This is a genomic window from Colwellia sp. MB3u-8, from assembly GCF_014076985.1.
Lineage (GTDB): Bacteria > Pseudomonadota > Gammaproteobacteria > Enterobacterales > Alteromonadaceae > Cognaticolwellia.
The window spans coordinates 358,226-379,219 of the sequence record NZ_JACGVA010000068.1 but is presented as its reverse complement, the minus strand read 5'-3'; the positions used below and the strand labels follow the sequence as shown (position 1 = coordinate 379,219).

Sequence of the window (20,994 nt, the reverse complement as noted above, 5' to 3'; positions counted from 1 at the left end):
CGTGGTAATAAATCATGGTAATTTAATAATAACTTCCGAGCTTGCATCTGGCCTTGTCATATTAAGTTGCTTTGCTGCACTGCTTTCTATCGCGCTGTGTTCGGCTAAGCTGTTTTGTTCTAATATTAAGTTGCGCCATTCAATTTCTAAGGCGTCACGCTCGGTTAATAAAACTTCAATGTTACTGGTTGTTTGTCGATTTAAGTGGGTAAAATAAATAACTGAAAACGCTGATATCAACACCAATAATAAAACGCCATAAATGGCTAAATGGCGTTGCATGTCATGCCAGATATCAAAAAATAATACCTCTTTTTTAGTTGCCATATTAACGCACCATGATTAGCGCGCCAGTCTCTGTGCAACCCTTAATACTGAGCTGCGAGAGCGAACATTCTCTTCCACTTCATCTTTACTGGGCTTTAACCTGCGACCAATTAAGCTCAAGTTTTTACCCTTATTCAATTCTTCTTCGCTAATGGGTAGACCCCGTGGCACTTTTCTGCCTTGCGAATGCTTTTTCATAAACTGTTTCACTAACCGATCTTCGAGCGAGTGAAAACTAATCACAACCAAACGACCATCGGTGGCCAATACCGACAAAGACGCAGACAATACTTTTTCAATTTGCTCTAACTCACTATTAATATAAATGCGAATCGCTTGAAAACTACGTGTTGCCGGATGCTTTTTCATTTCTCTTTGTGGTGCTGTTTTCTTAATTAACTGCGCTAATTGTCCAGTACGTGTCAGCGCAGTTTCTTCGCGCTCGTCAACAATGGCATTCGCAATTCGCCAAGCATGTTTTTCTTCACCAAAAGTTCTTAACACCCAAGTAATATCTTCAACGTCGGCCACTGCTATCCACTCAGCAGCTGTTTGGCCACGTGTGGTATCCATTCGCATATCGAGTGGGCCGTCTTTCATAAAACTAAAACCACGTTCTGCTTCATCAAGTTGCGGGGAGGACACGCCAAGATCAAGTAAAATGCCGTCTATTTTTTCAGTTAACTGATGCTTATCAGCAATCATCTGTAAATCAGCAAACCCGTGATGTTCGATAATAAAACGCTTATCGGCGGCATATTTTTTTGCCGCTTCTATCGCGGTTAGATCTCTGTCAATCGCGATTAAGCGTCCGTTAGGACCCAAATTATCAAGAATTAAACCTGAATGTCCGCCACGACCGAAGGTACAGTCGATATAAGTACCCTCTGGTTTTATCGCTAATCCAGAGATTGACTCGGCCAGTAAAACTGAAATATGTGCATTATCATGTTGCATTATAAATTTATCAACGCCATCTAGTTATCATTATTTTCATTGAAAGATTTATCATAAAGATAAATCAAGTAATCGGTCAGTGAGCTCTATTTCACCTGACTGAAGTTGTGCAATGCCTTGCTGCATTTGGTTTTGCCAAGCGCTATCATTCCAGATTTCAAACTTTCTCAACTGACCTACCAACATCAAGTTTTTTTTCAAGCCTGCATGTTGGCGCAGTGGACCATGAATTAATAAACGGCCACTTTTATCGATTTCGCAATCTGAGGCATTACCTAATAACACTTGTTGTAATAAACGCTCTTGTGGATTCATACTCGACAATTCACAAAGCTTTAATTCTATTTCTTCCCATTCGGGTAGTGGATATAACAATAAACACGGATGTTGAATATCTACAGTGCAGACCATTTTTCCTTGGCAATCAGCAAATAGCTCTTCGCGATACCGAGTAGGTATAGTGATCCTATTTTTGCTGTCGAGTGTTATTGCACTAGTGCCTCTGAACATAATCCACTTTATTATCCACTTTAATTGTTTTGGGATCACCTGTGATCCACTAATTCCCACTTTTTACCACATTGTTACAGTTTAGTGAGTAATGCAAACTTATGTCAAGTAAAGTTTTTTGTAAATCCATAGCGCTGAATGCCTGTAAATAAAGGCTTTAAGGGAAGTGAATGAAATTGTGCACTTTTGTGGTTCTGACGCCCAATGTAGATTGGAAATTAATTTTTTGACACTAAAAAAGTCATTTTAGTGTCAACAATTAGTGACAATAAACCCACTCTTTTCAACTGGAAAAATCTGCCTATTCAAGTGGCGCGGGTATATAAATTAAAGTTTTCGCCCTTTAACTTTATCGCTAGTTTATCACCTAAGGCAAATAGTTCTGGGCTATAAAAGCTCAATTGTGAGAAGACTAGTGCGCTATCTTGCTCAATACTACTGAGTAAATAGTGATAGCCTTGTTCGGTTACGCCGATATGTTCAACGATGACATTACTGCCCAGTTGTTCGCATAACTCGATATTATTGGGTTTAACCAATAATTGATAATTAAGTGTCGAGTCAGGCTTATTATCTACTGGTGCATTAACGATGGCACTAGGCGCTAATTGACCAATTAAGCTGGTTACTGGCGCGTGATTATAATCCGTCAGTAATGCTACCGGCAGCCAACTACCCAGTTGTAAAAAGTCAGCTACTTGCCAACTATTAGGCTGCTGGCAAACCTTAGCAGGAGAGCCAATTTGTAGCACCTTACCTTGATGCATAACGGCAATTTTATCCGCAAAGGTGAACACTTCATCTTTATTATGAGTAACAAAAATAGCGGTCATACCCAAACGCTTTAATAACTGCCTGATTTCAATCATTAATTCATTACGTAACCTAGCATCAATATTTGAAAAAGGTTCATCAAGTAATAATAAGCTAGGTTGTGGAGCTAAAGCACGGGCGATAGCGACTCTTTGCTGCTGCCCACCAGATAATTGATGCGGGTAACCTTGTCCAAACTCAGTTAATTCAAGTAAAGTCAGTAACTCTTTACAGCGTTTTGCTTGCTCTGTTTTTGTTAATTTTTTCAGGCCAAAGCAAATATTTTCATTAACGCTAAGGTGAGGGAACAAAGCATAGTCTTGAAATATCATCCCGATATTACGCTGTTCTGCCGGCAACATATCAGCAGTACTGATTTTTATTTGCTGATTATTGCTGGCGTTAATTTCAATAGTGCCCGCACTTTGTGCGACAAAACCAGCTAAGGTGTTTAGTAAGGTAGTTTTGCCACAACCACTAGGGCCAACCAGTCCTAATATTTCACCTTTAGCCAATGATAAATCAACTTGCGTTAAAATCACTTTTTCTTGTAATTCAACGACTAAATTTTCAATATTAATCAGTGGTTTCACTTGCTGTCCTTCTGGCGGTTGAGAATAATAATCGGCAATAAACCAAACAAGACAATTAAGATAGCGCCTAACGCGCCCTGCTCTAGACGTTCATCTGAGATAAGCTGATATATCTGCGTACTCAAGGTTTCAAAGTTAAAGGGTCGCAATAAGAGTACCGCAGGTAACTCTTTCATGGCTTCAACAAAAACTAACAACCAAGCCACCAAAATAGATGACTTTAATAACGGCAGATGAACACGAAAAATAGCTGAAAAGGTGGTTACACCTAAGCTCGCTGGTGCTAAATCAAGTGATTTTGGGATTTGGTCTATACCCGCACTAATAGTACCGTTGGCAATAGCTGAAAACCTGACGATATAAGCAAAAACAATAGCAAAAACCGTGCCTGACAATATCAACCCAGGGGCGGTAAAACCTAACGCTTTAGCCACGTCGTTAATAGCATGATCTAATGGGCCAAAAGTGGCGAGCATGGCCATCGCAAGCACAGTACCTGGAATAGCATAACCAAAACCAGAAATTTGCACTGGCAACATCCGAAAACGGCTTTGATGTAAACGTTGAAATAAAGCCAGTACTAAGGCAATGAACGTGGCGATAGTAGCGGTATAAGTCGCAATTTCAATACTGTTTTTACCGGTAGCAATTAATGCCACAAGCTGTTGGTAATCGGCATAATCTATCACCATTACTAGCAATAAAATAACCGGCAATAAAAAACCCGCAAAGACTAAAAACCAACAAAATATACTGCCAATGATTTGCTGAGCAAGACTAAGCTGCTTACGCTGGTGTTGGGTATTTGGCCGGCTTGATTGATGTCGCTGCCCCGCTCTAGCGCGTTGCTCTGCGACGACAATAAATAAAATAAATAACATCAAGACGCTGGCTAATGCGTTAGCGGCGGCAAAATCATTGTAGCCAAGCCAAGTATCATAAATAGCTGTGGTTAACGTACTGACAGCAAAATATTGCACAGTGGCAAAGTCGGCTAATGTTTCCATGGTGACTAACGCTAATGACACGGCAATAGCCGGACGAGCTAAAGGTAAAGTCATCTGAAAAAAACTTTGTCGCTCGGTGCAACCCAATAACCGACTTGCTCTTAACAGGTTACGGTCTTGTTGCTCAAAAGCGGTGCGTGTCAACATGTAAACATAAGGAAACATAACCAAGGCAATAACAACGGCTGCACCACCTAGGGTTCTAATATCAAAAAAGTAATAATCATTGGGTGATTGCCAATCAAACCACGCACGCAATAACCGTTGCACAGGGCCAGCATAATCAAATAAATCGGTATATAGATAAGCGACTAAATACGCTGGCATTGCGAGCGGTAACATCAGCAACCATCTTAACTGCTTGCCCATAACAATATTAGTTTGGCTAATAAGAGCGGCTGCTGGCACACCAAAGCAAAATGATAACAAGGCCACCAATACCCCAAGTACCAGGGTATTACGGATATATTCAGGTAATACCGTGGCCCATAAATGGCTAAAAAGATCGCTGGACGCATTAATGCTGCCCAATAACATCACCACAATGGGCGACATTAAGGCTAAAGCAAAAAACCAGCTGAAGAATTTCCAACTGGTGTTTTTATTACCGGTGAGCACGAGGCGAGAACTTAATGATAAGCGCTATAAATCAAACTTTGCTTTATCCAGCAAAATCAAAGCGGCTTTACGGTGTTTAGCAATAGTTTCTAGCGGTAAACTGTCGGCTTTGAACTGTCCCCAAGAAGCGACTAATTTAGACGGTTTTACGCCTGGGCGTACAGGATATTCCATGTTGGTTTCCGCATACATTTTTTGCGCCGGCGCTGACACTAAAAAATTCATTAATGCTAATGCATTGGCTTTATTTGGCGCGTATTTTGCCATCGCCATTCCGGAAATATTAATATGGGCACCACGATTACTTTGATTCGGGAAATTAATATAAACCGCCTCAGCCCAAAGCTTTTGTTTTTCATCTTTGAGCATATTACCAAAGTAATAACTATTACCTAACGAGATGTCACATAAGTTTTGGTGAATGGCTTGCACTTGTGCGCGATCACTGCCTTGTGGTTTACGCGCTAAATTGGCTTTAACTTTTTGTAACCAAGTCAGCGTATCTGCTTCACCGTGTTCTGCAATCATAGATGCCACTAAAGCAACATTGTAAGGATGCTTACCACTGCGTGTACAAATTCGACCTTGGTATTTTTCATCAGCAAGATCTTCATAATTGAAGTCAATTTTACCTAATCTTTTTGCTGAGTAAATATTTCGTACCCGTGTAGTTAAGGCATACCAAGTATTGTCAGCCGCTTTAAATTGCGCAGGAATTGCCGCACTTAATTCAGCAGATTGAGTCGATTGTAATAAGCCATTATCTTTTAATTCAATTAAACGGCTAATATCTGTGGTTAATAAGATATCTGCCGGACTGTATTCACCTTCACGCGATAGGCGTTCGGCCATACCTTTTTTGGCAAAAACTACATTAACCTTAATACCACTTGCTTTAGTGAATTCATTAAATAAAGGTTCAACCAGAAACGGTTGGCGGTAAGAGTAAACATTAACCTCGTCAGTTGCTGACACATTAAAACTTGCCGCTAAAAGTGCAACTAATACCAAAGGAGAAAATAAGATTTTATTCAACGTGAAGCCCGCCTAAATAATCATAAAATTGATGAATTTGTATTTTCCGTCAGACTAATGAAGATACTGATCACTGTCAAGGTTTTTGAGAATTATTCTCATTCAACTTTCATGCGATTTTTACTAAAACTTTACTCAACCAGAAAGATAAAAAGTTGTTCAGGAAAACTCATCAGCATGCCCGCTTAACTATTGGCTATTGGCTCATTTTAGCCTGTAAAAAATCCTGAGCTGATGCATTGAGGCAACGATTAGAAATATAGTGTCTAAATGAATTATGACTAATTAACCAACCATGATCTGTGGGGGTTATTTGCTCTATATCACTAAACTTCATCTTGTTGTCGTTATAAAATGACGATATATGCACACTGTCTGCATTGATTTTTAAGCTCACCTCAGCTTTCGCCACTTTACTTAACATCTGACGTGCAACCCACCAGGCTTTTTTATAGCGACTGCTGACAATCTCTAACAAGCCTAAAGAGAAAATAAACCAAGCGGCATACGGATTAAGTTCGGAGAACATCACCAACACTGCGCCTATCAGTAGCAAAAATGCGCCTTTACGATATAGCGCAGCGAAAGTTGGCGCTGGTACCGATTCATCATAGCATTCACTAAAATGAGATTTGTCTAATATAAATGTTGTTTGATAGCTAAAGGACTGAGTCATAGTGCCGTTATGTTTAATGAAGTTATCCGCATTTTACCAATATTTTGGCATTATACTAGTGCCATTAACTTTGTGATTTTGTTGTGCGCAGGCAAAATAAACCAAGCCGGTTCACTTTATTGCTAATCTGGAGTTTATCCCCGTTCCACTTCAGGAGCCAGTGTCGAAGTTAGGCTAGCAAATCAGCTTAAAGGGTGATTAAGAAAGTCGAGACTAAAGCTTTTGATTTATCATCCGCTTTGTCAACATAACTTTGTTAGCATAACAGCGGCATCAACAAAATTTAGGCAACAAAAAACCGCGTTAAACGCGGTTTTTAAAGCCAAAATTATAACAAATTAGCCGTTGATATAATCAACACCTTCTTTGATATCAGCTTTTAATGTTGCAAGCATGTCATCTTTTGCTTTTTGTTCAAATGCACTTAGCTCGCCGTAAGGTAATATTTCAGCAATACCATTAACACCTAAACGTATTGGGTGAGCAAAATATGCCGCATCGCCGCCTTCAACGTCTACGTAAGCGTAATCAACAACATCTTCACCTTGTAAACCTTTAACTAAAGATAAGCAAAAACGAGCAGCAGCAGCGCCCATTGATAGTGTAGCAGAACCACCACCGGCTTTAGCATTGACGACTTCAGTACCGGCATTTTGAATGCGAGGTGTTAAAGCCGCAACTTCTTCATCAGAGAAAGTCACACCTTGAACTTGTGAAAGTAGTGGTAAAATTGTGGTACCTGAATGGCCACCAATTACTGGGATTTTAACTTCACTTACGTTCAAGCCTTTTAATTCAGCAATGAAAGCTTCAGAGCGAATAACGTCAAGCGTTGTAACACCAAAAACGCGGTTTTTATCGTAAGTACCGGCTTTTTTGAAAACTTCAGCAACAATTGGCACAGTACCGTTTACTGGATTAGTAATAATACCGACTAACGCTTTAGGGCAGTTTGCAACAATGCCTTCTGCTAAGGTTTTAATAATACCGGCATTAACAGCAAATAAATCTGCACGGTCCATACCCGGTTTACGTGGCATACCGGCTGGAATAATAACAATGTCAGCTCCAGTAAGGGCACCGGCTAAATCATCAGCACCAAAACCAGCAACTTTTACTGCTGTTGGGATGTGTGATAAGTCAACGGCAACACCTGGAACAACGGGTGCAACGTCATATAAAGATAACTCAGAACCTGCAGGTAATTGAGTTTTTAATAGTAAAGATAACGCTTGGCCAATACCACCAGCAGCGCCTAGCACAGCAACTTTCATTCGATGTCTCCAGAAATTTGAGTAATTACGTAATAATTTGTCGGCCAAAAGATATAGTAAAAATGGCCAAAAAACAATGATTTTACCAAACAGATTAATTTATTGTACAATTTATCGCCTCTGAATGAATTTAGCACAAGCAAAATATTTTATAGATAATTATGCTTGAATTCACGCTCTGAGTCGCCTTACCTAGTGTATTCATTCAGCGGTATATTAGGTTTTTTTCAAGGTGATAATTTTACAACTAAATAGCCAAAGGGCCAGTTTATAAGACTTATGTTCGGTATTATTGATGTTAATAAAGATCCCACACACCCACAGTTTTAATCTTGAACTGTAAACCTGTGCCTCTAACCTTACATGCTCAATAACTGAGCAAGATAGGTATAATCCTATACGGTTAAATTTTTTTCTGCTCAACTTAACTTAGTCAGCCTCATAGAGCTGGTAGACTGAGTATTATTAATCTGTATTGACTTATAAGGATAACGTATAATAAAAATTATGAAATAATACTTAGGTCTTAAGTAAGTATTATATATCAATATTAATCGACCCTAATTTCTATCAAGTAATGGACCTATATGAGCGGACAACAAAAACAAGAAGCTTTAGTACAAGCGTTCAAAGATTTATTAAAGCAAGAACAATTTAGTTCACAAGCTGATATTGCCGAAGCCTTAAAATCTCAGGGCTTTGAAAATATTAGTCAGTCAAAAGTATCGCGTATGCTAAGCAAGTTTGGTGCGGTACGAACGCGTAATGCCCGGCAAGAAATGGTTTATTGCTTGCCGGCAGAATTGGGTATGCCTACGGCTAAAAGCCCACTCAAACAATTAGTACTCGATATTGAACACAATGAAGTTATGGTGATTATTCGAACGAGTCCAGGTGCGGCGCAATTAATCGCGCGCTTGCTCGACAGTTTAAGTAAAAGTGATGGTGTACTCGGTACTATTGCTGGTGATGATACTATTTTTATTGCCCCGACTGACGTTAAAGCAATTAAACAAACCATTGCTAAGCTTGAAGCTTTATTTTTGAAAAATTTAACTTAAGTCTTTAATTCAGGATTGGGTTTACTTATTAGGTTTAATTCTTGGGTTTAATTAGGTGTCGCTCAACGCTATATTTATCTGCCAAACCATATAGCGTTGGCACTAAAATCACCAGCGTTAGTGACCAAGCTGTGCCAAAAAATTTAAGCTAGGTACAAAAAATGCGGCTCCTGTTTCCGCTTGTGTATACTTGAGCAGATGGTCACTATGGCCATGAGCATCACCAGCAACCATACTTTTTAGCATCAATTCAAAAGGCTCAGGCGAGTGACAATAAGCAACGAAGAACAAGCCTTGGAGCTTCATATCACCATACGGCATACTTTGGCGTAATATTTCAAGGTTATTGCCGGCACTGTCTTTTAAATTAACCCGCTTAATATGCGAAGATGGCGCTTTATTTTCTTCTGAATACTCATCATTGTTCACTTTAGTACGTGAGAAAACGTCTTCTTGTTCTTTAACTTCCAATGAGTTCCACAAATTTAAGTTATGGCGATAACGCTGAATATGCAGGTAACTACCGGCAGAAAATTCGGCATCTTGTGCGTCAGTGATCAGCGCAACACGACGACGGTGATGGCCTTGTGGATTTTCAGTGCCATCAACAAAGCCAGTTAAATCTCGACCATCTAAAAAGCGAAACGCTCGAACTTGCTCAACTAATTCGACACTATCCGCTAATAATTGACAAACTTTTGTCGCAACAATATGATTTACGTCAGCTCGGTCACCACGGATTTCGATATAAAGATCATAGTTATTTACTGGCGCGGTGCGGTCTTCCATCGCCATTTCTGGAAATTGGCGTAAATGCTTAGGCCGTCCTTGCGGGTAAAGTTCATCCCAAAAGTTTGTGCCAATCGCAATAACGCCAGCTAAATTGGCTTCTGAAAAACGATCAGCATATTTATCCAATAAGGCGGGTAAGCGCGACAGTGCTTTACGTAAAAATAAATTCTTATCATCTAATGCATTAAATAATAAATAATATCCGTGAAGGCTGGGCTCTGCACAAACACCAAACTGCTCTCTTGCCATCTAACAATCCACTCATAAACATATCGGTTAATAACTTAATCTTACACACTTTATGGCTAATGGTAGTAGAAGTTTGATAAATATTTCCAACCCTTGCTCTGTTATAAATAATTAAGCTGAGTGTTGAGCAATAAAAATAATAAAAACCTGTGTAAGTTAATACACAGGCTTTTATTATTTTTCAAGGGCTTAATTAACTTAAGTTACTTAGCCACGAGTAAACTCTGGATAGGCTTCCATACCACAATCAGATTGATCACAACCTTCATATTCTTCGTCTTCGCTGACTCTGATACCGATAACTTTTTTCAGCACAAACCAGACCACAAAACTAGTAGAAAACACCCAAACAAAAATGGTTGCAGCACCAATTAATTGCCCGCTAAAGCTTGATGCACTATTGGTTAACGGCACTAATAATAAGCCCAGTAAACCAACCACGCCGTGTACTGAGATAGCACCCACCGGATCATCAATTTTTATCTTATCTAAGCTGATGATGGATAACACCACCACAATACCTGCAATAGCGCCAAACAAGGTTGCCTGAATAGGTGTCGGTGTTGATGGCTCAGCCGTAATCACCACTAGCCCTGCCAAGGCACCATTTAACGCCATAGTTAAATCTGCTTTTTTAAAGAGCAATTTAGCTAAAACTAACGCCGATATTGCACCTGCCGCTGCAGCTGCATTGGTATTGAGAAACACCATAGCGACTGAGTGTGAACTCGCAATATCGCCAAGCTTCAATACTGAACCCCCGTTAAAGCCAAACCAACCCATCCATAAAATAAATGTTCCTAATGTTGCCATTGGCAGGTTTGAGCCTGGTATTGCATTTATTTGGCCATTTTTACCGTATTTACCTTTACGTGCTCCTAACAATAAAACACCCGCTAATGCCGCTGCTGCACCTGCCATATGTACGATACCTGAGCCAGCAAAATCAGAAAAACCCAGTTCAGATAGGGTATATAAACCAAAAACAGCATTCCCCCCCCAAGTCCAGCTTCCTTCCATTGGGTATATAACGCCCGTTAACACGACCGCAAAGGCTAAAAAGGCCCATAGTTTCATGCGCTCAGCTACTGCACCAGAGACAATTGACATGGCAGTGGCAACAAAAACTACTTGGAAAAAGAAATCAGATGCCGCGGAATATATTGCTGCACCGGTAAAACCATCTTCTCGTGCTGAAAAGTCTTCTAATACCTTGGCGGGATCAACCGTTTCAATGCCTGATAAGAACATGCCGCCGCCATACATAATGTCGTAACCAACAAATAAGTACATCATGCACGAAATCGCATAGAGTGCGACATTCTTAGTCAAAATTTCTGTGGTGTTTTTGGCTCGAACTAAACCGGCTTCTAACATTGAAAAGCCTGCCGCCATCCACATTACCAAGGCGCCACAAATGAGGAAATAAAAGGTATCCATTGCGTACTGAAGTTGAAAAATATTTTGTTCCATGATTTTGCTCCTATATCGCTTCTACGTCTTGTTCACCAGTACGAATTCGCACGGCATGCTCAAGGTCATAAACAAATATTTTGCCATCACCAATTTTACCTGTATGTGCTGCTTCTGCGATAGCATCAACTAACCGTTGCACAACATCATCATTGACCGCAATTTCAAGTTTGACTTTCGGGAGAAAATCTACTTGATATTCAGCTCCCCGATATAATTCGGTATGCCCTTTCTGGCGACCAAAGCCTTTTACTTCAATGACCGTTAGGCCTTCAATACCTATTTCAGAAATGGCCTCTCTAACGCCATCAAGCTTGAATGGTTTTATAATTGCACTTACTAGTTTCATGTTGTTATTCCCTAATTATCATTAACTAATACTTATCAATCTTCATGCCAACTAAAATACCTTATAAAAACAGATAGATAAGATTTTTTAGGTTAATACTGCCGCACCAGGATAGTGCGTATGAAATTTATTTGTCAGCTACTGGTGCAATATTTTCAGCAAGAGAAATTAGCCCCAGACAATGAAAAAAGCGCTAAGTGAGTAAGGCTTAATAGCTAGCTTTGTCTACCAACTGATATATCAGACATGAATGTAAAAACTAACGACCTAATGGCATTAAGCTAACGGGTGAGGTTTTCAGTGAGGTATTAAAATCTAATATTCAGGGAGGCGTTGAGGTTTTTTTCAAACCAAAGGCCATTAAATAAATGTCGGCGCTAGCGCTTACTTAATGACTAAAGACTTGTCTTGAGACTTATATTGATGCATGCAAGGTATCAATATAAGTTGTGGTTAATCTCTTATAAACAATGAAATGGCATAACAATTAAAAAATCATTGCAGCGCCTGGATTTATAATGGCCAACATACTTAAACGCTCAAAGTCACAAAAATTGATTGCCTCTTGTATCGTGTTTTCATCTATCGGTAATTGCTGCAAGGCCTCTTCGCTTAATAACAACTCAATAGGATACGAACTGCAATCAAACTGGCTCAACATAATGCGCTTTGCTAGATATAAGAGTTTAGTTTCATCTGTGCTGTAAGAGAAATCACTATTGTCTTGATTACGAAGAGGTTCGATCATGCAATACGGTAATTGCCATTGCTTTAAAAGTTCAGCACTGCATTCACCGTAAGTAAAACCAAGTTCATCATGTTGCTTTTCCCAAGGGAGCTGGGGTGAAGAAAAATTGTTAGCCGCTAATATTTTTTCTGGAGATATTTGCTGAACAACAAGCTCACCCAAGTTATGTAGTAACCCGATAATAAACAAGCGTTCAGCATTGGGGATATTAAGTTTGCTGCCGATGTATTTGACAATGAGCGCACAATCAACACTTTTACACCAAAAGTCATCTAAATAGTCCTGTTCAACATTCAGCGTTTTAAACGTGCGGTTAGTAAAAAAAGCTATCACTAAATTATAAACTTCAGTGATTCCCAGTACGAGTAAGGCTTTAGAGATTGTATCAATTTTTCTTGGATAATTAAAAAATGAGCTATTGGCAAGTTTTAAAATGGTGGCCACTAATGCCGGGTCCACAAGAATAACATCGGCAATATCGTCAATCGTTGACTGTTCATCATCAATCAATTCTTTAATGCGGACAAAAGAGTCTGAAAGTACAAATATTTCACCGGCTGCTTGTGCATAATCGTTCACATTCTTCATAATGATCCTAACATCTCTTTTATTGCTATAACTCACGTAGCGGTATAATTAAACTGACCCGTAATAGTCACAATTATAGTCTAGCCTAAGTAAATTGATTATCCTGACAATAATTAACTTACCTGCAAACTAACATGATATGAAGTAAATTTACGTAAATTAATCACACCCGTTTCAAAAATCAAGTATTGCCCTTTTATCCCGAGTAAAACACCTTTAACTTCGGCTGTTTTATCAAAATTAAAGGATGATATTTTTGTTAAATATTGCTTAACGGGGAAATGCAAGTTAACCACATCTTCATCCAACTCAGTCACGGCATCAGCACCATATTTTAAGCTAACACTTGCCAGTTTCTCGGCGATTTTAGGCTTGAGTTCTTCAGCAATAACTTTTAAATCTATCGCTTCTGCACTGCCTTTAAGCATCGCCCGCCAATTGGTTTTATCCGCAATAAATTCAGCTAAAGCAATTTCTACTAGCCCTGATTGTAAGCGTGTGCTGACTTTAAAGATAGGTAATGCTTGAGTAGCACCCTGGTCAATCCAGCGCGTTGGAATTTGTGTATGACGGGTAATGCCGACCTTTAAACCTGAGGTATTGGCGAGATAGACATAATGCGGGATCATACAATTACTTTCGCCCCATTCTGGCTCTCGACAAGTGCCTTGTTCAAAGTGGCAAGTTTCTGGTTTCATGATACACATGTCACATTGCGCAAGTTTTTGCATACAAGGAAAACAATAACCCTGAGCATAACTTTTTTTGACTTTTCTGCCACAATGCTGACAATCTATATGACCACTAAAATTCAGCGTTAGGTGCTTGCCTATCAGTGGATTTAACTCAACTTCTTGCTCACCAAGCACCATACGGTAATTTACCGTACCATCTGCCGCTAAATCCGCACGCATTTTGCGTAAAGCACCTGTTTCTGTTTGCAACATATCTCAACCTATTATTTTTTCAGGCACCAATAGTATAAAAATCGCCAACTAGCGGCCAGTATTAATTCATTTTTATCTCGAATCTCAACAAAAAAATTGCGAAAATGAATTATTAGTTCTCTGATCAGACTTTATTACTATGTGGTACGTTTATTTTCTTCGTTGTGCCGACAATAGCCTTTATGCGGGTATTACCACCTCACTTGAACGACGGGTACTTGAGCACAACGAATGTAACAAAAAAGCGGCAAAATATACCCGAGCTCGCCGTCCGGTAACTCTAGCTTACGCTGAATCTCAACCAAATCGACAGCAAGCAAGTCGTCGCGAGTATCAACTTAAGCAACTTAGCAAGCATAATAAAGAACAACTCGTTGATAGCTATTCGCTGCAGCTGTTAGCTTAAAGGCCCTTTTTTTACTGGTCTGCTTTGTCAGTTAAATGTTAATAAGCTTCGATTTTAACTAAGCATACTGATAGAATAGCACCGATTTCAATAGCTTAAAGTGATGACAAAACTCCATGTTTTTAGAGAATTATTGCCGAATTTCGGATGATAAAATTAGTTTCACACGTCAACAGGCGAGTGATTTTGCTAAACAAGTTGCTGACGACTTTAATCCTCTACATGACATAAACGCTAAACGTTTTTGTGTTCCAGGTGACTTACTGTTTTCATTAATATTAGAGCGCGCAGGATTACACCAAGAAATGAGCTTTAGATTTTCTGGTATGGTCACAGACGCAACTATACTAAATATTCCAACAGAAATTAGCAGCACCGCGCGTATTATTGACGATAAGCAAAAAGAATATTTGAATATATCGGTTGCCGGTAATTACACAAAAAACAGCAAGTCGATTGAAGCGTTAACGCGCGCTTATGTTGAATTTTCAGGACATACTTTTCCACATATTCTGGTCGACTTAATGCAAAAAAATAAGGTGATGATCAACCCAACTCGCCCTATGGTTATGTATGAAAGTATGTCTATTAAACTTGATAAGCTTGATTTTCAAGATATCACCTTACGTTTATCTTCAACCACTTTAGCGATAGAAGGCAGACGCGGTAAAGCCTGTTTATCATTTGATTTAGTTTCACAAGGAAAAATCATCGGCCACGGTAAAAAGTTCATGCTCTTAAGTGGCTTGCGAGACTACTGCCAAGAGACCGTTGATAATATTGTCACGCAATATAATAATACTAAAGCCCAGTATATCGCCCAGAAAAGTTAACGCTATATAATAAAAGTGAGTCATTGAGATTAAAGCTAATGACTCACTACCATTAGACCTTAAACTAAGCACTATGCAAGCGGTTGCTATCACATTTCACCTGCTGTTAACGACCTAATTTTCTCCCCAACCAAGACAAACCTTGATCTGTTTTTACTGCCGCTTGACGAAAATAGCCTTGGCTTTTTTTTAATGCTATTTTTGCCCACGGGTATTCCAAACTTAACATAGCTAAACCCAGCGGTATAAAAATCACCGCAGGGCCAGGCAGTAAGATAAAGACCATACCGAGCAATAAGCATAAAAAACCTAGCATAATGCTTGCGATGCGCTTTATTTTTAACAGTCTATTTTTTTGCATACTTTACGCCCTCTTTACTGTTAACTTGTCTATTTAACAAGCCTATTTAACAAGTTAAAAGCAAAAGCCGTTCCAAAAAAATTATCATTAGTTATCAATTAACTAAATTAAAAACACCTTGAAGTCATGATGCTCAACTGGTGTAAAAGACAATCAATTAGTGAATATTACAAACACCAGCTTAATAGCTTTTTTCAAATTCAGTTTGTTGGCTACGCTTGTCTTCAACACATTTAGCAAAATCTTGTATAGATTTTGGTCGAGCACACTTTTTCGCTGGTTGATAAAATACCAACCAAGCCCGTAACATTTCACCTTGATACTTTGAACGCATCACTAGAGGATTCTTGCTAGCAAAAGGCACTAAGGCTTTACTATTTTTGTATAGCTTAAGGGCAGCGGATTGGCTACGAGTTTTATTTTTTGTTTTCTTACTCGTGACCTTTTGCTTTGATTTTTTCTCTTGCTTGGATTTGGATTTGGATTTGGATTTGGACTTAGCTTTAAGTTTACCGGTTTCACATCGCCACCATCTATCGCGTGCTTTAGCTTCTTTGCTCGACAAACTATGACTGCGTTTATGTGTATTGGCTTGGCGTTGTTGCGCTTGAATATGATCGAGTTTTTGGCGATAGCCTTGGCAGTGTTTTTTCCCAGCTGTCACCGAAAATGAAGCGCATAAAAACATCAATATTAGGCTAGAAAGCATTATCCGTTTCATCGACTATCATCCATTAAATTATATTTTATGCAAAAGTGTAGTCAACATTGAAGAAATTTCGACCTTAAATAATTGTTTTCCTAACGTATTGTTTAAGTATTTTTTAAGTAAGTAAGCAAACGAATAGCCCAAGATGCTGAAATGCTTCTATACTATCTTTAAAGCTTCCCAAAATATTTTTTTTGATCATTTGGGCTCAGAGACTGAAAAGGAACAAGGATGTTTCAAGCAAAGACATATCAAAAAATTTTCTGCTTTAACCTTTTAATCTTCGTATTGCCCTGCGCACTTGCCCAGCAAGCAAAGCTACCAATAAAAAATCCACAAAAGCCTCAGCTACAGCTTGCTACTAAATATCAGCAGAGCGCGGTTATTGAAGATTACTGGGTAAGCGAGAAGTTAGATGGTGTACACGGATACTGGACTGGACAACAACTATTAACCCGCAATGGCAATGTCTTGTCACCACCGAGTTGGTTTATTGAACATTGGCCTAACATAGCTATGGGGGGTGAACTTTGGAGCGGCCGAGGACAATTTGCCCAAATCAGCGCCTGTGTTCGACGTAAACACTCAGATGGAAAATGCTGGAAAAAACTTAAATTAATGCTTTTCGACTTACCCAATCACAGCGCTAATTTTACTCAGCGTATTGTGACCATGAAGCAATTGATAGCCAGCAATAGCTCTCCTTACCTAGCGATGATTAAGCAAAAAAAACTCGCCAGTAATGTGGCCTTGTATGATCTGTTGGATCACACCGTTGATCATAATGGCGAGGGCTTAATGCTGCACCTAGCATCAGCAAATTATCAAAGTGGCCGTAGCAAGAGCCTATTAAAACTAAAAATATATCAAGACGCTGAAGCGCTAGTTATTGCGCATACCCTAGGTAAAGGAAAATACCAAGGTTTACTGGGCGCTGTTAAAGTAAAAACCCCCGAAGGTATTACGTTTAAAATAGGCACAGGTTTTTCCGATCAGCAGCGCCAGCAACCACCAAAAATTGGCAGTATAATAACTTATAAATACATTGGTAAAACACAACGGGGTGTGCCAAAATTTGCCAGCTTTCTTCGCATTAAAAATCAACATTAGTCCCAGAAATCAACTTAACCAATTTAAGGCGCATTAAATTATGGAGTTTCATTTATGGCTATCACTAGTGGTTATTTGTATTCTTGGTGCTCTTTCACCAGGCCCAAGCTTGGCCGTAGTGATTAAAAATACTTTAAATGGTGGTGCAGGCCAAGGCTATGCCACCGCCATTAGTCACGGCTTAGGTGTGGCGTTATATGCGGCAATAACCGCAACAGGTATCGGCCTGCTTATTGTGCAATCACCCATGTTGTTTTCAGCCATAAAATACGCTGGTGCGGCTTTTCTTATGTACTTGGGTATTAAAGCGCTAATGAGTAAACAAAAAAACATTCAGTTTGTCCAACAAGGTAAAACACTAGATCCAACCATTAATGGTTGGCGAGATGGTTTTTTGATTGCTTTTTTGAACCCTAAATTAGCGATTTTTTTTCTAGCTCTATTTAGTCAGTTTGTTGATCCTAATGCAGGTTGGCAGCAAAAAGCTGTGATGACCGCCACTGTCGGCATTATTGATATGCTGTGGTATGTCATTATTGCTTTTATGATGTCACGCGGACCTATTTTAGAAAAATTAAAAGCCAATAGCCATCTGGTAGATAAGGTTACCGGTAGCTTTTTGATTTTATTGGCCGCACGCGTGGTGCTAAATTAAGACGACCTAAAGTGGACAAATGTTCACTATCTGAGATAAATGATAATAATGTTTGCTTGACCCCTAAACCGGACAAGCAAAATAGACAGGCAAAAATTGAAATTTATACGCTCGGTTTATATATGAAATACAAACATTTCAACCCTTTACCTTGATGCGCTTCTTTAAATACTGCTGGTGTATTCAGTTGATATTGAAAAACGCACTCAGGGCATTCTCTGGCAACTTCAGCCATTAAAAAATCAACATTAAGATCAGGGGAGTTTAAGCACAACAAGACATCACCATTGTCTGACATTAGCTCAGGCAAGCGACGAATAATTTTCTTATAGTCTCTGACAATATCAACACTACCTTTTTGAAAAGATGGCGGATCGCAAACTAATAACTGATACGGTCCATACCTTTTCAGGCGTCCATAAGACTTAAAGATGTCCACACCTTCAAAAATAACTTTACTGAGATCTTGTTGGTTTAATCTGTGGTTTTCTCGACCTTTAGTTAATGAACTTTTACTCATGTCAACGTTCACCACTTTACTGGCGTTACCAGCCAATGCCGCAACAGAAAAAGCGCAAGTATAAGAGAATAAATTTAATACCTGCTTATTTTCACTATGCTTTTGAACCCAGTCTCGGCCATTACGCATATCCAAAAACAAACCCGAATTTTGCGCTTTACCTAAACTAATATAGTATTTCAAACCATACTCTAGAGCACACAAGTGCGTGATTTCCTGCCCCCAAAGCAACTCACATGGGGCAAATTTACGGCAGCGGTATTGCACTTGAATTGATTGACACTTATCGGTCAAGGTCTGCAAGTTCGCTACTTGTTCTGCTAGCCAATTAGCTTCAACTTCTTGATATAAACTGATCAAAATCACGGGTTCAAACCAATCAACATTGACATGTGACAATGCCGGGTATGCATGGCCACGGCCATGAAATAATCGCTGGCTTTCACTAAAATCAGATGCGGAGATAAATTCAATCATTATAAGAAGCTCTAGCTAGAAAAAATAAGGCCGGATAATAACAAATTATCCGGCCTTAAGTCTTATTTAACCTGTTTTATTCGTCTTAAATTATGCTGGCTTACCAAATGGTTAAAAGCCAAAAATGCTATAGCCAAAGAATTTTTGCAGCACGGTATTAATAAAGATAGCAAAAACAATAACAGGGATAAAAGTACCTAAAGAGAAGTTAATATACTTTTCGGCCCAAGACCCTATATAGTTTGCATTACCTATCGCTAGCTCTTCAGATAAATTAAGTTTCTTCCAACGATAGCTAACAAATACACATAATAAAAAGCCATTCAAGGGCAAAATAGTCTCGTAGAAAACATCATATACCACATCAAAAAATGACCGAACGCCGCCGGCATATGAGGTAAACTCGGTAAAAAATGACACCATACCAAACGACAAGGTAGCAAAAACAGTGAGTAGCCCAGCACTCATCAATAATATTGACAATGCTTTCTTACGACTGTGTTTTTTCTCTGTTACTAAATAAGAAACCGGTACTTCTAAAATTGACACTAGTGAGGTGATGGCCGCAAAGAATACTAAAGTGAAGAAAAATAGCGCGACAGCACTCGCGCCGATGTAGCCAATTGAGCTTTGTAAGGCTAAAAATATTTTAGGTAAAAAGGTAAAGATTAATGACACTGAACTATCACTTAATTCAGCGGGATTAACGTTGGGATTAAATGAAAATACTGCGGGTAAAATCATTAAGCCAGCGGTGAATGCCACCGCAGTATCGGTCAGAGCAACAAGTTTTGCTGAGCCAACAATATCGGTTTTACGGTCAATATAAGAGCCATAAGTGATCAATATTCCCATACCTAGAGACAAGGAGAAAAATGCTTGTGATAAAGCGCCATTGATAACCGCTGGGGTAATTTTAGCAACATCCGGAATTAAAAAGAACTCAACACCTAAAAGCGCATTCTCTAGTGTTAGGACATAGCCCACCATAAGCAGTAGCATAATAAACAAAGTTGGCATCAATATTTTTGAGGCGCGCTCAATGCCATCTTTAACACCCGCAACAAGAATAAAGTTAATAATGGCTGCCACGACAATCATACCCAAAAATAAGTAGGGGCTATTAACAAACTCACTAAAACCGTTATTACTGGCTAAATAATCTAAATTACCGGTTAGCGTTAGCGCCATATAGCCAAAAATCCATACCGTTATCACCATATAAAATACAGCAATCATAAAGGGCGTTAACACGCCAAGAAAACCTGCCGCCCCCCAAGCTTTGCTACCGCCACTCAAAGCTTTGTAAGCCCCAACCGGTTCTTTCGCCGTTTTGCGGCCAACGGCCATTTCAGCCACCATCACAGGTAAGCAAATAAGTAAAACAAAAACAGCGTACATTAATAAAAATGCACCACCACCGTTTTTGGCCGCGTTCACTGGAAAGCCAACCAAATTACCAATACCAACTGCGGAACCCGCAGCGGCTAAAATGAACCCTAAGCGGGAACTAAAATGCTCTCTTTCTGTACTCATAAATATCCTTCGTTGTATTTTTTAGGGCTAATAATTATAATTTTTTACTTCACAGCGCCCGTTTTTTTTATTGAGTTAGCTTCTATTAACTGATTGATGCTAGCAGGCTTTTTTAATAAAGTCTTGTTTTTCACCGCAGCATTTATCGAGTAGCCTGTATAATATTTGTTGCACCTGTTAAGCCGCATTAACCATAAAAATTTGCGTTCATAATATTGAAGATATTATCTGTTTCTATTGTCGCAAAATTTGCTGCAGTTTCTAAATCATCTGTTGATATTTTCAAGCTCTAACATAGTGTTGCATCAATATTATCCTCGTAACTAAAAATTTCAAGAGGATACGCGACTAATGCCAATCTTGATGCTAA

The 20,994-nt window shown here is 39.1% G+C and carries 22 protein-coding genes; 5 read left to right on the top strand and 17 right to left on the bottom strand.

The window, feature by feature from the left end:
* Positions 1–12: 12 nt before the first annotated feature.
* The 8 genes from ftsL to mdh form a co-directional block, all read right to left on the bottom strand.
* On the bottom strand, positions 13–327 hold the full coding sequence (gene ftsL / locus H4J54_RS14140) for a cell division protein FtsL (RefSeq protein WP_182191629.1): 315 nt from the start codon (positions 325–327) through the stop codon (positions 13–15).
* 15 nt (positions 328–342) lie between these two features.
* On the bottom strand, positions 343–1,284 hold the full coding sequence (rsmH, locus tag H4J54_RS14135; protein WP_182191628.1) for a 16S rRNA (cytosine(1402)-N(4))-methyltransferase RsmH: 942 nt from the start codon (positions 1,282–1,284) through the stop codon (positions 343–345).
* Positions 1,285–1,335: 51 nt separating this feature from the next.
* Complete coding sequence (gene mraZ / locus H4J54_RS14130) at positions 1,336–1,794, bottom strand: division/cell wall cluster transcriptional repressor MraZ (RefSeq protein WP_182191627.1); 459 nt, start codon at positions 1,792–1,794, stop codon at positions 1,336–1,338.
* Positions 1,795–2,099: 305 nt separating this feature from the next.
* On the bottom strand, positions 2,100–3,200 hold the full coding sequence (locus H4J54_RS14125) for an ABC transporter ATP-binding protein (protein ID WP_182191626.1): 1,101 nt from the start codon (positions 3,198–3,200) through the stop codon (positions 2,100–2,102).
* Entirely contained in the window at positions 3,197–4,825 is a 1,629-nt protein-coding gene (locus H4J54_RS14120) for an iron ABC transporter permease (protein ID WP_310650130.1), read from the bottom strand. Before H4J54_RS14120 ends, H4J54_RS14125 begins: the two co-directional genes overlap by 4 nt.
* Positions 4,826–4,849: 24 nt before the next feature.
* Positions 4,850–5,851, bottom strand: coding sequence for an extracellular solute-binding protein (locus H4J54_RS14115; protein ID WP_310650139.1), 1,002 nt, complete (start codon positions 5,849–5,851; stop codon positions 4,850–4,852).
* 205 nt (positions 5,852–6,056) lie between these two features.
* A complete protein-coding gene (locus tag H4J54_RS14110) occupies positions 6,057–6,536 on the bottom strand; it encodes a YcxB family protein (protein WP_182191624.1) in 480 nt (159 codons plus the stop codon).
* A gap of 338 nt (positions 6,537–6,874) precedes the next feature.
* Positions 6,875–7,810: a malate dehydrogenase gene (gene mdh / locus H4J54_RS14105; RefSeq protein WP_182136607.1), complete on the bottom strand. Its 936-nt coding sequence runs from the start codon at positions 7,808–7,810 to the stop codon at positions 6,875–6,877.
* A 587-nt stretch (positions 7,811–8,397) separates the two neighbouring features.
* Between mdh and argR the strand changes: the two genes are divergently transcribed.
* Entirely contained in the window at positions 8,398–8,871 is a 474-nt protein-coding gene (argR, locus tag H4J54_RS14100) for a transcriptional regulator ArgR (RefSeq protein WP_182191623.1), read from the top strand.
* Between the two features lie 117 nt (positions 8,872–8,988).
* On the opposite strand, the gene H4J54_RS14095 is transcribed toward argR, so the two are convergent.
* The 5 genes from H4J54_RS14095 to H4J54_RS14075 form a co-directional block, all read right to left on the bottom strand.
* Positions 8,989–9,912: a Dyp-type peroxidase gene (locus H4J54_RS14095; protein WP_182191622.1), complete on the bottom strand. Its 924-nt coding sequence runs from the start codon at positions 9,910–9,912 to the stop codon at positions 8,989–8,991.
* A gap of 207 nt (positions 9,913–10,119) precedes the next feature.
* Entirely contained in the window at positions 10,120–11,385 is a 1,266-nt protein-coding gene (locus H4J54_RS14090) for an ammonium transporter (protein ID WP_182183949.1), read from the bottom strand.
* Positions 11,386–11,395: 10 nt separating this feature from the next.
* The gene (locus H4J54_RS14085; RefSeq protein WP_182191621.1) at positions 11,396–11,734 is read right to left on the bottom strand and encodes a P-II family nitrogen regulator; all 339 of its coding nucleotides are present in this window, start codon (positions 11,732–11,734) and stop codon (positions 11,396–11,398) included.
* A gap of 487 nt (positions 11,735–12,221) precedes the next feature.
* Positions 12,222–13,070: an HDOD domain-containing protein gene (locus H4J54_RS14080; RefSeq protein WP_182191620.1), complete on the bottom strand. Its 849-nt coding sequence runs from the start codon at positions 13,068–13,070 to the stop codon at positions 12,222–12,224.
* A gap of 113 nt (positions 13,071–13,183) precedes the next feature.
* Positions 13,184–13,984 carry a DUF2797 domain-containing protein gene (locus tag H4J54_RS14075; RefSeq protein ID WP_404851911.1) on the bottom strand — a complete coding sequence of 267 codons (801 nt, stop codon included), beginning with the start codon at positions 13,982–13,984 and terminating at the stop codon, positions 13,184–13,186.
* A gap of 172 nt (positions 13,985–14,156) precedes the next feature.
* Between H4J54_RS14075 and H4J54_RS14070 the strand changes: the two genes are divergently transcribed.
* Positions 14,157–14,423: a GIY-YIG nuclease family protein gene (locus H4J54_RS14070; protein ID WP_182191618.1), complete on the top strand. Its 267-nt coding sequence runs from the start codon at positions 14,157–14,159 to the stop codon at positions 14,421–14,423.
* A 116-nt stretch (positions 14,424–14,539) separates the two neighbouring features.
* Positions 14,540–15,256, top strand: a complete 717-nt coding sequence (locus H4J54_RS14065) for a DUF3581 family protein (RefSeq protein WP_182191617.1) — start codon at positions 14,540–14,542, stop codon at positions 15,254–15,256.
* 106 nt (positions 15,257–15,362) lie between these two features.
* Here H4J54_RS14065 and H4J54_RS14060 read toward each other — a convergent pair whose 3' ends face one another.
* Both H4J54_RS14060 and H4J54_RS14055 read right to left on the bottom strand, forming a co-directional pair.
* On the bottom strand, positions 15,363–15,617 hold the full coding sequence (locus H4J54_RS14060) for a PGPGW domain-containing protein (RefSeq protein WP_182191616.1): 255 nt from the start codon (positions 15,615–15,617) through the stop codon (positions 15,363–15,365).
* A gap of 181 nt (positions 15,618–15,798) precedes the next feature.
* Positions 15,799–16,338 (bottom strand): hypothetical protein, encoded by a 540-nt coding sequence (locus H4J54_RS14055; protein WP_182191615.1) that lies wholly within the window; start codon positions 16,336–16,338, stop codon positions 15,799–15,801.
* A gap of 219 nt (positions 16,339–16,557) precedes the next feature.
* Between H4J54_RS14055 and H4J54_RS14050 the strand changes: the two genes are divergently transcribed.
* Positions 16,558–17,436: a DNA ligase gene (locus H4J54_RS14050; protein ID WP_182191614.1), complete on the top strand. Its 879-nt coding sequence runs from the start codon at positions 16,558–16,560 to the stop codon at positions 17,434–17,436.
* 40 nt (positions 17,437–17,476) lie between these two features.
* On the top strand, positions 17,477–18,091 hold the full coding sequence (locus H4J54_RS14045) for a LysE family translocator (protein WP_182191613.1): 615 nt from the start codon (positions 17,477–17,479) through the stop codon (positions 18,089–18,091).
* Between the two features lie 103 nt (positions 18,092–18,194).
* Here the strand turns inward: H4J54_RS14045 and H4J54_RS14040 are convergent, their stop codons facing one another.
* Both H4J54_RS14040 and H4J54_RS14035 read right to left on the bottom strand, forming a co-directional pair.
* Positions 18,195–19,088 carry a class I SAM-dependent methyltransferase gene (locus H4J54_RS14040; protein WP_182191612.1) on the bottom strand — a complete coding sequence of 298 codons (894 nt, stop codon included), beginning with the start codon at positions 19,086–19,088 and terminating at the stop codon, positions 18,195–18,197.
* 111 nt (positions 19,089–19,199) lie between these two features.
* On the bottom strand, positions 19,200–20,624 hold the full coding sequence (locus H4J54_RS14035; protein ID WP_182191611.1) for a sodium-dependent transporter: 1,425 nt from the start codon (positions 20,622–20,624) through the stop codon (positions 19,200–19,202).
* Positions 20,625–20,994: the final 370 nt, after the last annotated feature.

What these genes read in the sequence shown, in the direction of transcription:
- H4J54_RS14060 (WP_182191616.1), bottom strand. Translation starts at nt 15,617, where the DNA reads ATGCAAAAAAATAGACTGTTAAAAATAAAGCGCATCGCAAGCATTATG.
- H4J54_RS14050 (WP_182191614.1), top strand. Translation starts at nt 16,558, where the DNA reads ATGTTTCAAGCAAAGACATATCAAAAAATTTTCTGCTTTAACCTTTTA.
- ftsL (WP_182191629.1), bottom strand. Translation starts at nt 327, where the DNA reads ATGGCAACTAAAAAAGAGGTATTATTTTTTGATATCTGGCATGACATG.
- rsmH (WP_182191628.1), bottom strand. Translation starts at nt 1,284, where the DNA reads ATGCAACATGATAATGCACATATTTCAGTTTTACTGGCCGAGTCAATC.
- H4J54_RS14070 (WP_182191618.1), top strand. Translation starts at nt 14,157, where the DNA reads ATGTGGTACGTTTATTTTCTTCGTTGTGCCGACAATAGCCTTTATGCG.
- H4J54_RS14045 (WP_182191613.1), top strand. Translation starts at nt 17,477, where the DNA reads ATGGAGTTTCATTTATGGCTATCACTAGTGGTTATTTGTATTCTTGGT.
- H4J54_RS14065 (WP_182191617.1), top strand. Translation starts at nt 14,540, where the DNA reads ATGTTTTTAGAGAATTATTGCCGAATTTCGGATGATAAAATTAGTTTC.
- H4J54_RS14110 (WP_182191624.1), bottom strand. Translation starts at nt 6,536, where the DNA reads ATGACTCAGTCCTTTAGCTATCAAACAACATTTATATTAGACAAATCT.
- mdh (WP_182136607.1), bottom strand. Translation starts at nt 7,810, where the DNA reads ATGAAAGTTGCTGTGCTAGGCGCTGCTGGTGGTATTGGCCAAGCGTTA.
- H4J54_RS14035 (WP_182191611.1), bottom strand. Translation starts at nt 20,624, where the DNA reads ATGAGTACAGAAAGAGAGCATTTTAGTTCCCGCTTAGGGTTCATTTTA.
- H4J54_RS14040 (WP_182191612.1), bottom strand. Translation starts at nt 19,088, where the DNA reads ATGATTGAATTTATCTCCGCATCTGATTTTAGTGAAAGCCAGCGATTA.
- H4J54_RS14090 (WP_182183949.1), bottom strand. Translation starts at nt 11,385, where the DNA reads ATGGAACAAAATATTTTTCAACTTCAGTACGCAATGGATACCTTTTAT.
- H4J54_RS14075 (WP_404851911.1), bottom strand. Translation starts at nt 13,984, where the DNA reads ATGCGTGCGGATTTAGCGGCAGATGGTACGGTAAATTACCGTATGGTG.
- mraZ (WP_182191627.1), bottom strand. Translation starts at nt 1,794, where the DNA reads ATGTTCAGAGGCACTAGTGCAATAACACTCGACAGCAAAAATAGGATC.
- H4J54_RS14080 (WP_182191620.1), bottom strand. Translation starts at nt 13,070, where the DNA reads ATGAAGAATGTGAACGATTATGCACAAGCAGCCGGTGAAATATTTGTA.
- H4J54_RS14055 (WP_182191615.1), bottom strand. Translation starts at nt 16,338, where the DNA reads ATGAAACGGATAATGCTTTCTAGCCTAATATTGATGTTTTTATGCGCT.
- argR (WP_182191623.1), top strand. Translation starts at nt 8,398, where the DNA reads ATGAGCGGACAACAAAAACAAGAAGCTTTAGTACAAGCGTTCAAAGAT.
- H4J54_RS14095 (WP_182191622.1), bottom strand. Translation starts at nt 9,912, where the DNA reads ATGGCAAGAGAGCAGTTTGGTGTTTGTGCAGAGCCCAGCCTTCACGGA.
- H4J54_RS14085 (WP_182191621.1), bottom strand. Translation starts at nt 11,734, where the DNA reads ATGAAACTAGTAAGTGCAATTATAAAACCATTCAAGCTTGATGGCGTT.